General features: G+C 54.2%; 10 protein-coding genes. 6 read left to right on the top strand and 4 right to left on the bottom strand.

What is annotated here, in order from left to right:
* Positions 1-15: 15 nt before the first annotated feature.
* On the bottom strand, positions 16-735 hold the full coding sequence (locus AC01ZF_RS15180; protein WP_287906269.1) for an SDR family oxidoreductase: 720 nt from the start codon (positions 733-735) through the stop codon (positions 16-18).
* Positions 736-914: 179 nt separating this feature from the next.
* Between AC01ZF_RS15180 and AC01ZF_RS15175 the strand changes: the two genes are divergently transcribed.
* On the top strand, positions 915-1,478 hold the full coding sequence (locus AC01ZF_RS15175; RefSeq protein ID WP_424675449.1) for an HD domain-containing protein: 564 nt from the start codon (positions 915-917) through the stop codon (positions 1,476-1,478).
* Between the two features lie 72 nt (positions 1,479-1,550).
* Here the strand turns inward: AC01ZF_RS15175 and AC01ZF_RS15170 are convergent, their stop codons facing one another.
* The 3 genes from AC01ZF_RS15170 to AC01ZF_RS15160 all read right to left on the bottom strand — a co-directional run bounded on the left by AC01ZF_RS15170 (position 1,551) and on the right by AC01ZF_RS15160 (position 6,208).
* Positions 1,551-2,804 (bottom strand): AI-2E family transporter, encoded by a 1,254-nt coding sequence (locus tag AC01ZF_RS15170; protein ID WP_428112648.1) that lies wholly within the window; start codon positions 2,802-2,804, stop codon positions 1,551-1,553.
* 37 nt (positions 2,805-2,841) lie between these two features.
* Positions 2,842-3,387 carry a helix-turn-helix domain-containing protein gene (locus tag AC01ZF_RS15165; RefSeq protein ID WP_424675451.1) on the bottom strand — a complete coding sequence of 182 codons (546 nt, stop codon included), beginning with the start codon at positions 3,385-3,387 and terminating at the stop codon, positions 2,842-2,844.
* A 229-nt stretch (positions 3,388-3,616) separates the two neighbouring features.
* On the bottom strand, positions 3,617-6,208 hold the full coding sequence (locus tag AC01ZF_RS15160) for an FHA domain-containing protein (RefSeq protein WP_424675452.1): 2,592 nt from the start codon (positions 6,206-6,208) through the stop codon (positions 3,617-3,619).
* Between the two features lie 330 nt (positions 6,209-6,538).
* Here AC01ZF_RS15160 and AC01ZF_RS15155 point away from each other — a divergent pair, with 330 nt between their 5' ends.
* From AC01ZF_RS15155 to AC01ZF_RS15135, 5 genes are all read left to right on the top strand, one after another.
* A complete protein-coding gene (locus tag AC01ZF_RS15155) occupies positions 6,539-7,798 on the top strand; it encodes a Stp1/IreP family PP2C-type Ser/Thr phosphatase (protein WP_424675453.1) in 1,260 nt (419 codons plus the stop codon).
* A 124-nt stretch (positions 7,799-7,922) separates the two neighbouring features.
* Positions 7,923-9,530: a Stp1/IreP family PP2C-type Ser/Thr phosphatase gene (locus AC01ZF_RS15150; protein ID WP_428112650.1), complete on the top strand. Its 1,608-nt coding sequence runs from the start codon at positions 7,923-7,925 to the stop codon at positions 9,528-9,530.
* Positions 9,527-10,840 (top strand): protein kinase domain-containing protein, encoded by a 1,314-nt coding sequence (locus AC01ZF_RS15145; protein ID WP_424675455.1) that lies wholly within the window; start codon positions 9,527-9,529, stop codon positions 10,838-10,840. Before AC01ZF_RS15150 ends, AC01ZF_RS15145 begins: the two co-directional genes overlap by 4 nt.
* A 21-nt stretch (positions 10,841-10,861) precedes the next feature.
* On the top strand, positions 10,862-12,118 hold the full coding sequence (locus tag AC01ZF_RS15140) for a vWA domain-containing protein (RefSeq protein WP_424675456.1): 1,257 nt from the start codon (positions 10,862-10,864) through the stop codon (positions 12,116-12,118).
* A 56-nt stretch (positions 12,119-12,174) separates the two neighbouring features.
* A partial coding sequence (locus AC01ZF_RS15135) for a zinc ribbon domain-containing protein (RefSeq protein WP_476575474.1) occupies positions 12,175-12,896 on the top strand: 722 nt, incomplete at its 3' end.

The following is a 12,896-nucleotide window of genomic DNA, read 5'->3' as shown; positions in this document are numbered from 1 at the left end:
CCACACCCCACCTGCTTACAAATCGACCGTGCGTGGCATAATGGGCAACTCATCAACCCGCAGGCTTGGCGGCAGCGTACAGACCCACAACAATGCCTGCGCCACGTCTTCGACGGTCATCAACCGTTTGCGCAACTCTTCAGCCGGGTTCAGCGGCGCAATATCGGCATCGATCATTCCGGAAAAGACGGTCGTCACAAAGACATTGTAAGGTCGCAACTCTTGGGCAAGCGCCTGCGACAACCCTGACAGCGCGAATTTAGCCGCGCAGAACGGTGCAATGTTGGCAACCCCGATCTTGCCCACCCGCGAACCGAGGTTCACAATCGTTCCGCTTCGCTGACGCTTCATATAGGGCACCACTGCGCGCATCAGGTAAAACACACCATTGAGATTGACATTCATGACCGACTGCCATTCGGCATCGCTAAACTGCTCAAGCGGTGCGATCTTCTCGACGTTACCGGCACAGTTGAGTAAAATATCGATCCGACCAAGCATTTGCACCGTTGTATCAACTAAATGCTGGACCTGTGCTGAGACTGTAATATCGGTGGGGATCGCAAAGGCGTGATACCCTTCCGTAGTTATCATACTGACCAAATGTTCGAGGCGATCACGTCGGCGGGCGGCAACAATGACGGTTGCCCCTTCACGAGCAAACAGACGGGCAGCCGCATAGCCAACTCCACTTGAAGCACCGGTAATAATTGCAACGCGCCCTTTCAATCGCATAGTGTCTTCTCCGATGATCAGTCACAATGGCTTCATGGGTATTATACCTGAGGAATATCTGAAGTATAGACCATTTTCGGCATGGTAATGTCACAGTAGGAGCAATACGCTACCATTGCGTTGACAAACAAGAAGTGGTATAACATAACAGGTAACACAACATTAGGAGAAGGGGCACAATGTACTGGGATACCATCGCTGATCTCCTGCATCATCCACGGGTTATTGAGACACGCTACCACATGCACCACAGTGTTCCAAAGCACGATCATTTGCTACGCTCAGTACATTTCTCGTACTACCTCGCGCCATTCTTTGGCGCCGATCGGGTAACGTGCGTGCGGGCAGCCCTTCTCCACGACCTCGATTCGCGGTATGGCACACTGACAACGCACGGCGCAATTGCTGCCCGTGTTGCCGCCGAACTTGGCGAATCGGAAGCCGTTTCGGCAGCAATTATCAGCCACATGTACCCTTTTGGGCCACGTCCAACCACACGCGAAGGATGGGTGTTAGCGGTTGCCGACAAGCTAGCATCTTTGGCCGATTTGGGGGCATTTGTCAGTGGGCTACTTTCCGGTCACAGCCTACGGGTACGCCGACAACTATGCCAAAGTGATCCGTTTTATGCTGCACGGTATGCACGTCGGCGCCATCGTCGTCTGATTAATTCACTTTGGCGACGGCTCGGACGGAACGGAGGATCGCGCTGGCGTTTCGGCAACCAAGCCCAACAGGTCTAGCTGATAAGCAATTCAGTGATCGGCACGGAAACGTTAAGGGTGCGGGAGACCGCGCCCTTAGCAGGTTTGTTATCATCGAGGTTCATCAAGTGGGCGTGTTCGGGGAACGTCTTCCGAGGTGGGCGGAGACGGCGCCGATTGATCGGTCATGGATTGGGCCACTACTTCGGTAAGAGCTGCTATCGGACGCAACCGTTCAGGCAGAACACCTGCCGGACGGGGCGGATCGCTCAAACGACCGTAGAGATAGAGGAACAGATCGCGGGCCATTGCACTCAGTGGCGCCGAAAGGATCGCTCCCAACAAACCAAAAACCTGCGAACACACGACCAGCACAACCATGAGGATCGCCGGATGGACCCCCACGCTTTCGCCGATAATGCGTGGCACAAGGATATGATTCTCGAGCTGCTGGATAGCAATGTAGAGAATAGTAACGGCCAGCGCAGTCGTCGGCGAATCGGCCAGACCCAACAAGATTGCCGGGATGGCACCGATAATTGGTCCGATCACCGGTACTAACTCGGTAACACCGGCTACGACCGCTAACAACACCGTATATGGTATCTTCATCCCCGCCATATTCAGCGCCGTGAGGCCGATCCACGCGGCCAAGCCAACGGACGTACCCAGAATCAACTGACCGCGCAGATAACCGCTCAGGTCGTAATCGATAATTGATATCATCGCCCAAAAATCGGCCCGTAAGCGGGGATGGATCAAGCGATTGAGATAATCGCGCCCGGTGCGCTGATCCATCAGCACGTAGAAGAGCCAAAATGGCACCAGAAAGAAACCTAGCAGAAAGGTGACCGTATTAACAACCGATAACACACTATTAATCAGAAACTGGCCGATTCCTTGCAAATAGTTGACGAAATTAGCCCGCAGGGTGCCCAAGCCCTCTGAGGTCGCCGATGCAATCGCGCTTTGCACCTCAGACTGTATAGCAGGTGGCAAACTGGCAAGCAACTGCTCATACTCATCGAGTAACCGATTAGCCTCACGCTGGATCGTTGCAATATCAGGTAGGGCACGGATCAGTTCGGCGATCTGGGCAATCAGTGGTGGGATGACAAACGCAATCGCAGCCACCACTGTGCCAAAGGTCAGCAGATACACGGCCAGAATTGCTAACCAACGCGGCATCCAGCGCTCAAAGAAGTTGACTAGCGGTAAAAATAGATAGGCGAGCACACCGCCAAACACAAACGGCGTAATCGCCGAACTGGCATGACTAATCAGCCAGCCAACAAAATAAATTGACACCGCAACAAGCAACCAGCGCGCAATCCGGCGGATTTGAGCTGGGGTGAAGATGGTCATGCAACCTCGATCAAGGGTGGCACTGACTTGCCGTCAGTCAACGATCATCACGTAAATTTAACGTATTGACGGTCAACATTGTTGCAATCGAATTACCGACGTTTGTCCAGCTATAGGCAGTATCATCGTGGAAAAAGAGGGTATCGCCGCTTTCGAGATCGTACTGCTCTTCACCTAATGTATAGCGCACATGGCCTGACAGCACGAATACCATTTGACTACCACGTGACGAAAAGCCTTGCTGGCTACTACCGGGGTAGGCTTCGATCAGACGTGCGTCAAGATCGCTGTTCGGCGGTAGCAAGGAAAAAACTTGCACCGGTGCATCATCAAGGGAAAGCCGTACTCGTTCGGCGGGACGTACTACCTGACCAACCTGCTGATTATCTTCACCCTCAAAGAAATGGGTCATCTTCACGCTAAAAAATTGGGCCAGCTTGCGCAGGTTTGCCACTGATATATTCACTTTATCTCGCTCGAGGCGGCTGAGGAACGATGGTGTCAACCCCGACCCTTCAGACACCTCTTGCAAGGTTAGACCACGTTCCTGGCGTAACCGCCCGATCTTTTGTCCGAGTGACATACGCAAACTCGATAAATAAAAGCAAGTGCTGCACACACTTGCACGCTGACAATAACCGTCACCTCAACAGTTCCAATTCGTCAGTTGTGATTATACGCCAACAGGAAACCAATGTCAAGGTGTTGCACAGGCTACGAAGAGCCTATTTAGATGATTGGGAGGCAGTCTGAAGTAAAAATTGCACATTTTTCATAAATGAAAAATGTCGCAAAGTTCATGCAGAGGAATATTAGATCATACGATCACGACGTCGCAAGATCCATGCAGCAATGAGCAGGCAGACCACGGCATACGTACCCAATGCCAGCCAACGCCCGATTAGATGAGCCGGATCATGGTTAAAGGCTGCTTCAGTTTCGAGAAAACCGGGGGAACAGCCGGGAGGAATACTTCCCTGATCATCGGTGTTAGGCAGGTTGCATAACCGATTAATATCAAGACTAGCACCGAGCGCATCCATCGCCCACCGACTGATCGTGAGCCATGAGAGCGGCGTAGCAAGACCCTCGATGGCAAAGATCAGCCCGGCAAATAAGATTTGAGGGATGAGAGCAAACGGTACCAGACTGATCGCCCGATCCGGTGTTGCCGACGCCGCGCTGATCGCCAACCCTAACGACATACCGGCACCTGATGAAAGTACCAGTGTGATGAATGTCTCGATAAGTGGTGGCAGGAAGATGCCGGTATCATCGGGAAACCTTACTTTGAGGAGCACGATGGCTAATAATACGATTGTCTGCACCACGATCAGGCCGCTAAGAACCGTTACCTTCGAGCACAAATATGGCCCGATCCGCAGATTGACTAACCGTTCTCGCCGATAGATCGCTTGCTCTTTAGTAATCTCACGAGCAGCGTTGATAATCCCAAACCAGACACTGACCGTCGCCAGCATAAATAGTACCTTTTTTGCTTCACTACGCTGGATCAGGTCTTGGGCTTGTGTCCCGGTCAGCGCATCGCTACGGACGACTAATACCAATAGTAAGGCGATGATCGGCGCTTGGAGGAGTAAGATCAGTACGTTACGCCGGTCCTGCCGCATGAGATCGAAGTAGCGGCGGGTCAAGAGACCAAACTGCCGCCATGCTGAGACACGCTGCGGTGCCTGCTTGACGGTAGGATTCTGTACCTGTGGCCCACTCGATGCACTAGCCAGTCGCTCTACCACGTACCGTTGGTAGAGTGATGATTGACGATAGCGCATTTCCCACAATTCGGCCAGTGTCGGCGAGCCATCCGCTTGAGGATGCGCCGAACACCACATGTCGTACTCGGTTTTCAGATCGCGTCGTACCACCGGATGATCAGGACCGGCTATGCCTTCAATTTTGGTGTAAATATCGGCAAAATCGCCGCTCGTAATCTGAAAGAACCGCAGCGCTTCGGCAGGCGGCCCGAAGAAGACCATGCGACCATTCCCTGCCATAAAGATAACGTGATCACATTGCGTGATGTTGGCCGTGGCATGCGTCACCAGCACTACTGTCCGCCCACTATCGGCGAGACGGCGCAGTGTATACATCATCTTCTTTTCGAGACCGGGATCAAGCCCACTCGTTGGCTCATCGAGAAAGAACAGGCTGGGATCGGCCAACAATTCGGCACCGATACTGACACGTTTGCGTTGCCCACCCGAAAGGGTCTCAATCGGCTTATCACGGTGCGGTGTCATCTCGACATCGTCGAGCACTCGCTCGATCCGAGTTACTACTTCTTGGTCAGACGTATCGGCGGGTAAACGCAGCCGAGCAGCATATTCCAATGCCCGTTGTACCGGTAACTGTCGATGAAGAATATCATCTTGCGGCACGTAACCTAAAACCGTGCGGTAAGCGGCAAAATTGCGATAGAAATCGTCACCATTGACCAGCACGTGTCCTTGATCGGCCGGTGCATACCCGCAGAGTGCTTTCATCAGAGTACTTTTGCCGGTACCTGAACCGCCGACAATCGCAACAAATTCACGCGGTGCAATCGAGAGAGAGACATCGTTGAGAATAATCCGCCGAACACCGTTGCGCATAACCACACGCGACAAGTTGCGGGCATCGATCCGTAACGCGCCTTGCTGGTCGTAACGGTCAAGACGGGTAACGTTGTAGACGAGTTTAAACGCGCCGATCTGGATTACATCACCCGGTTTCAGCATTACCGGCGCTGTTACCCGCTGACCGTTGACGAATGTGCCGTTGGTACTACCCATATCCCGCAGCACTACTCCACCAGGAGTACGATCAATCTGTGCGTGGAAGCGTGATACCTGCGGATTATTGAGAATAATGTCACAACCTACTCGTCCGATGGTGATTTCCGGATCGTTCGGATCGAGGGGGAATTGTTGTGGTACGGCTTGCCCTGCCGCCGTAGTAGTCAGCATTGGGTTGTGATATATTAACGAGACAAAGTTACCGGTGGCCGGATCACCGATGCGCAGAACATCACCATCCGCCAGCTCACGCTCGCTGACCCGCTGGCCGGCAAAGAGCAGACCATTACGACTGCCGACATCGACAATTCGATGCCCTTGACCACTCGGTTCGATGCGGGCATGTCGTCCGCTGACAAAGCGTGATTGCAACACAATATCGTTATCGGCAGCCCGCCCAATTGTTAACGGTCGACTACCGAGCAACACGTGACGTTCATTGCCGAGTTCGCTAATCTGCAAAACGGCATTACCAGTAGCAAGGATGGTGGTCGGGTCGTGAGGGGGGGAGGGGGACAACGCTCGCCCGCACGACGAACAAAAGCGAGCATCAGGCCGGGTAAGCGGGGCCTGGCAGAAGGGGCACAGCGGCGTTTCATCGGTCGCCACAACGGTAGCTCCTATGCTATAATGCGAGTTGCTTCTCGGGTTCCGTTCTTGTGATAGCATGGATCACTACGATTTGCAACCGCAATGCATCCAACATCCGTTGTGTGACGTCGTATGTGTTGCCTGACGCATAGGCGCTAACGCAAAGACGCGAAGGGCGCAAAGGAGCGAAGGGATGCATGCACCAAATCAACCGGTACGTTCGGCTCACACCAATACGCATCGCACCACGAGATAACATTACGCCAGTATATGTTCATTACGAGCGAGTGGAGTAAGATACCAGCAAAGTTGCTCCCATTCCGACCTACCATATGATGAAGGTAAGCGGTGGCAACACAAGAGTCTGGGCAATGCAGAGTTTGTGGCAACCCAATCGGAACGGCACAGCAAGTATGCCCTCACTGCGGATCATCACTTGCTACGCCATCCGAACAGGTGATTATTACCGGCGAACGCCAATTAGTACTCGTGGCCGACACGATTAGTTTACGTGATTTACTGGCGATTATCGAAACCAGCCTTGCGTTCTGGCGTCGGCGATACGAGAACGCAACCGGTGTCGCCCGTGACAAGGCTGCCGTAGCGTTACAAGAACTGTCACAAATTCTTGCTAGCCTGGGGCAGCAGATTGCCCAAGGGCGCGAGACTGTTCATATTACCACCCGCTTGCCCGCCCAACGACGCTATCCGCTCGCCTGTCCGTTCTGTGGCCGTGGGAACCGTGCGCAAGCTCGCTTTTGCGTCTCGTGTGGTTCTAGCCTCCAACCACCATTGCAGAAAACGTATCCACCGCCACCACTGCAACCACAAGTGGCCTTCCATAGCCACACCGGTCGTGTCCGCCAGATTAATGAAGATACCGTGTACGCCGGTACTTTTAGTCGTGGGAACGAGCATATCGGCACATTACTTATCGTCGCCGATGGCATGGGTGGTGCGTCAGCCGGTGAAGTTGCCTCACAATTGGCAGTAACGACGGTGAAGCATTTCTTACAACAGGCGCTGAACAAGAACCTCCCCGGCGACGACGAGGCGTGGCTTGCTTTGTTACAAGCCGCGATGCAGACCGCCCACGAACAAGTCGCTCATGCGGCCCACGCCGACCAACACCGAGCCGGCATGGGTACAACGCTCACCATCGCACTGACGGTTGATCGACGGGCCTACCTCGGCCACATTGGGGATAGTCGCGCATACCTCATTACTGCCGGAACTGACAATGAGGCGCCGTTGTGTCAGCAATTGACGACCGACCACACGATTGTTGCGCGGCTTGTCGATATTGGTCAGATCAGCCCGGAAGCAGCCCGCACCCATCCACAACGCCACATCCTCTATCGTTCATTGGGTACTGACCAGCCGTTTGTTGTTGACACCCGTGTACAGGCGCTAGCACCCGGCGATATACTGTTGTTATGCTCCGATGGATTGGTGAACCACGTCACCGATGAAGAGTTAGCCCAACTGGTCGTTACCAATCCACCGGCACGTGCTGCGATGGCGTTAGTCGATCTTGCCAACCAACGCGGCGGACACGATAACATTTCGATTATTATTGCGCATTTTAGCGCTCAATCTGCGATGTAGATGACATATGCGTTGTTCGTTATGTGGCACTGAAAATCGCCCACAAGCTCGCTGTTGCGCCATCTGCGGACAATCATTGCCGGGACGCCAACCGCTTGCGGTTAGTGGAGGATGGTTAAGCGACATGCTCGCTAGTCCGCTCGATCCACCCACACAACCGATCGCCGGTGAGGAGGAACTGATGGAACCCAACCTACCACTCTTTGCTAACCGGTTTGCGCCAACCCACCCACTTACCGAACCATGGTCGACCGGACCGCTCGAAGTACGTGATTTAGCACCGTGGCAACGCTGTTGGGCATGTGGTTCGACGGCCAACGAAGCGCACGAGTCGTACTGCATCGATTGCGGAGCTGCTCTCGAAACAAGGGTCTATCCCGCTTTCCTTTCCCCCCGTGATACTCCATCTGGCCCGGCCTTGATCGATCGCTTGGCCGATCCGCTAGCACGCGCTATTTTGCCTGAAGTTCTTGAACAGCATGATCTCGATGGCTGGCGCCTTACGGTCTTGAACGATAGTGAATTGCCCCCACTTAGCACACCGCTCGATGAGACAACAGCCCTGACCATCGGCGCCGCACTGGCCCAACTCCTGGTCAATCTTCACGGATCACACATCGCTCTTGGCAAATTGACCGTCGAGGATCTCGGTTTGAGTGGGCCACAACAGATTCGACTCCGTCAGGTAAATCAGTTGCGGCTGGTTAATGATGATGAACGCGAAACTGTGTTTTACGCCGATCTCGTTGTGCTTGCTGAGATATTGGAACGATTGATGGCCATCCCCCGCACAACGCAGCGCCTTGACGAACAGGCGTTGATTGAAGCAACGCAGATCACCGATAGTCTAGGAACCGTCCTGCGGCAAATCCGTACCGGTGAACTACGCGATGCAACCACGGTTGCTACACGCCTCAGTGCATTACGCGATGAACGCACCCATCCCATACCCCTCATCCAAATGGCCGGTTCGTATACCGATGTGGGCCGCGTGCGCGATCACAATGAAGATAGCCTATTTCGCCTAACCGTCTGCCTTGAAAATAACGGTCAACGACAGAGCTGTGGCATATATATCGTCGCCGATGGTATGGGTGGACACGCAGCCGGCGAAGTCGCCAGTGGCTTAGCCGTGAGGAATGCTGCTCGCCTACTGATCGATAACTACCTGCAACAAATGATAGCCGGATCACGTCTGTATCACGAGTCTGAGATGCGGGAATTGGTACGGCAAGCTGTATTATCCGCCAATGAAGCGATCTATCACGAAGGCCACGCGCAGGCCAATGATATGGGAGCAACCTTAACCATGGCGCTCGTGATCGGTGATCGAGCGGTAATTGCTAATGTTGGCGATAGTCGGACATACCTCTTTCGCAATGGCAAGCTCCGACGGATCAGTAAGGATCACTCCCTGGTGATGCGGTTGGTCGAGCTTGGTCATTTGCAAGAAGAGGATATTTACACTCATCCACAGCGCAATGCCGTACTTCGTTCGTTAGGTGATCGCACGAAGCCAGAGATTGATCTGTACAGTGTCCGTCTCTTTGCCGGTGACGCGCTCTTACTCTGCTCCGATGGACAATGGGAGATGACGCGCGATCCGGAGATGGAGCGGATTATTACCGAAATTGCCGATCCACAGCAGGCCTGTGAAGCGTTAGTCGCATCAGCCAATCAAGCCGGCGGTGAAGACAACATCGCTGTCATATTGGTGAGAATAATGCCATGAAATGTCCACAATGTGGGGCCAGCTTTAACAAAGACGTTATCTTTTGCCCCGAATGTGGAAACCGCATCCGCAGCACCGATCAACCGGTTGCAGCATCTGCCCCATTAGCAGTCTTGCAAGGCCGGTACGAATTACGTCGGTGCCTTGGTGCAGGTGGGATGGGGGCGGTCTATCTCGCGACCGATCGACGATTGGGTACAATCCAATGGGCAGTAAAAGAGATGAGTGATACCCTGATCACTTCGCCGATCGATCGCCAACTGGCCCAAGAGGCCTTTCGCCAAGAAGCAGAACTGCTGGCGAAACTAAACCATCCCTATCTCCCGCGCGTCACCGACCACTTTGAAGAGAATGGCCGCCACTATTTGGTGATGGAGTTCGTGCCTGGCGAGAATCTGAGAGATTATACCAATCGCGTTGGCCTGCCGCGTCCATTGCATGAGGTGTTACGATGGACCGCCCAGATTTGTGAGGTGCTTACCTATTTACACGCGCAACAACCGCCGATCATTTTCCGCGATCTGAAGCCGACCAACGTGATGATTACGCCAGAAGGTACGATCAAGCTGGTCGATTTCGGTATTGCCCGCTTGTTCAAACCGGGTAAGGAACGCGATACCCAAGTCTTTGGCACGCTCGGCTATAGCGCACCCGAACAGTACGGTCGTGGTCAAACCGATCCGCGCTCCGACATCTATAGCCTCGGTGTGCTGATGCACCATCTGCTCACCGGTCATGATCCGAGCACGACACCGTTCCGCTTGCCACCGGCCAACCAGCTCAATCCCGCCATCCCGCCATATATTGCCAATGTGATAACCCGCGCAACCGAGAGCGATCCATCGCGTCGCTTCGCCAACGTGATCGAGCTACAACAGGCACTGTTTGGGAATAGCGGTCAATTGGTCAACCCGCAGATGATGCAGGAGTCGGTACACCAAGCAGCCCGCAGTAACGCCATCGCTGTGAAACCGATAGTTGTGCATGCAAGCACCGGAATGGCGAGTGCGGCACGTTGGATCGGGATTATCGGTGCGGTGATGATGACAATCGCAACTGGATTGGTCGGTATCAATCTGGTGTATAACAATGATGCACCGGTATTGGCCGGTATCGGTATTCTCATGGCCTTGGGCGCACTTCTGTTTGCGCTCATCGGTGGCATCGTGAGTTTGATCGCACTGGCTAATCCCAAGACCGCCAACACGGAATATGGTCGCCGCGATACAATCATCGGTTTTGTGACAAGTTTAGCCGCCTTTCTGTTCTGTTGTGTGATAGCAGCACTGATCAACCAATGGCCTAGTTAGCCGCATAGTAAGGGTACGAGCATGCCTGAATCAGTTACTTTGACCTGCCAATGGGGACGCGCACCTATACCTGTAAGTAACACACCACAAGTTGGCTATCTCCTGGTTGAAGCAGTTGCCCCGGCTTCACCAACTGCGACATTGCCGCTCAATCTCTGCTTCGTCCTCGACCGTTCAGGGTCGATGCAAGGCGAGAAGCTCGCGAACCTAAAAATAGCTACTCGCCGAGTGATTGAGTTGTTGCGTCCACACGACGTAGCAGCCATTGTTATCTTTGACGACACGGTACAAACCCTCGTACCGGCAACTCCAGTTGGTGATCGGTCGACGCTCCTCGCAGCCGTTGCAACCATTACCGAAGCCGGTGGGACGGCAATGTCGCTCGGTATGAAAGCAGCGCAAACCGAACTCCAAAAATACCTTGGGCCTGATCGGATCAGCCGGATGCTGTTACTGACCGATGGGCAGACGTGGGGTGATGAGCCAATCTGTCGTGATCTGGCACGCACCCTTGGGCAAGCAGGTGTGCGCATTACCGCATTGGGACTAGGCACAGAATGGAATGAGCAGTTACTCGACGATATTGCTGCGGCGAGCGATGGGTATTCCGATTATATTGCCGATCCGGCACAGATTGAGACGTTTTTTCAGCAGGCAGTGAAAGAAGCACAGGCTGTCGTTGCTACCGATGCACGGCTGCTCCTCCGGCTTGTCCGTGATGTGACGCCGCGTGCCATCTATCGCGTCAAGCCGGTAATTGCGAACCTCGGCTATCAACCTATCGGCGATGCAGCGGTTGCAGTGCGGCTAGGCGATTTAGTCGGTGATCAACCGGCAGCCATCTTACTCGACCTGATGCTTCCTCCACGCACGCGAGGCCGGTTTCGGATTGCACAGGCTGAGTTACATTTGACACCGGTTGATCAACATAGTGAAACGGTGATCAAGCAAGATATCTTGCTCGATGTCGCCGATCAGGCCGGGCCAGAGAGTTATGTTCCCGCTGTCATGAATCTGGTCGAGCGGGTGACGGCGTTTAAGTTGCAGACTCGCGCCTTAAGTGAAGCAGCAAGCGGTAATACGGCGGGTGCAACCCAAAAACTCCGTGCAGCCGCAACTCGTTTGCTCGATCTGGGTGAACTAGAGCTTGCCGAGAAGATGAATCAACAAGCGGCAACGCTCGAACAGGGTCAACCGCTCGATCCGGCTACCCAAAAAGAGTTGCGTTATGCTACGCGACGACTGACCCAGCGACTAGAGAAAAACGAACAGGCATAGCAGTGGGATATTCTTGCAATCGCTCCATAAGATTGCTTGCAGCATGAGGAACAACTATGATCATCTGCCCTTCGTGTGGTGCCCAAAACGAACCAACCAACCGCTTCTGTGATCAGTGCGGAACCCGCTTGGTCAGTCCAACACCGATGACCGTCTCACCTGATCAGCCAACAGCTCTCGCACCGTCATGTCCGGTTTGCGGTGCAACGGTCTTGCCCGGTGAGCGTTTCTGCGATAACTGTGGTGCTGATCTGCTGAATACACCGGCTGCACCTTCAATTCCATCTGACCAAGCAACACTAATCGCCCCACCAGACGCCCCCCAACTTTTTTGTCCAAGCTGTGGCGATCCAGTCTTACCCGGTGAGCGCTTCTGCGACCATTGTGGCGCCGATCTTAGCCACCTAACGGCACCATCCTCGGATGCACTGACCGTCATCGCACCGCCCGCACCTGAACCGTCCGCGCCACCATCCGCCGATGCACCGACCATCATCGCGCCACCCGCACCCGAACCGTCCGCGCCACCATCCGCCGATGCACCGACCATCATCGCGCCACCCGCACCCGAACTGCCGGCACCACCCATCGACACACCGACCGTCAATGGAACAGCCTCCATCGCCGAACCGGTTGCACCGGCAGTTGGGACCGCACCTTTCGCCTCGGCGGTACCACCGTCGCCCAGCGATTGGGCAGCCGAACGAGCGCGATTAGAAACCTTACTCGCCGCCCACCGTGACACCGTCGCTCAGTATGAGCAGATGGCTGCCCGCTA

The sequence above is a fragment of the Chloroflexus sp. genome (genome assembly GCF_056331925.1).
The sequence above is the reverse complement of the archived record's forward strand: the minus strand, read 5'-3'. Positions and strand labels throughout refer to the sequence as shown.

Coding starts and splice junctions, on each gene's coding strand:
- AC01ZF_RS15175 (WP_424675449.1), top strand. CDS start 915: ATGTACTGGGATACCATCGCTGATCTCCTGCATCATCCACGGGTTATT.
- AC01ZF_RS15150 (WP_428112650.1), top strand. CDS start 7,923: ATGCTCGCTAGTCCGCTCGATCCACCCACACAACCGATCGCCGGTGAG.
- AC01ZF_RS15170 (WP_428112648.1), bottom strand. CDS start 2,804: ATGACCATCTTCACCCCAGCTCAAATCCGCCGGATTGCGCGCTGGTTG.
- AC01ZF_RS15145 (WP_424675455.1), top strand. CDS start 9,527: ATGAAATGTCCACAATGTGGGGCCAGCTTTAACAAAGACGTTATCTTT.
- AC01ZF_RS15180 (WP_287906269.1), bottom strand. CDS start 735: ATGCGATTGAAAGGGCGCGTTGCAATTATTACCGGTGCTTCAAGTGGA.
- AC01ZF_RS15165 (WP_424675451.1), bottom strand. CDS start 3,387: ATGTCACTCGGACAAAAGATCGGGCGGTTACGCCAGGAACGTGGTCTA.
- AC01ZF_RS15140 (WP_424675456.1), top strand. CDS start 10,862: ATGCCTGAATCAGTTACTTTGACCTGCCAATGGGGACGCGCACCTATA.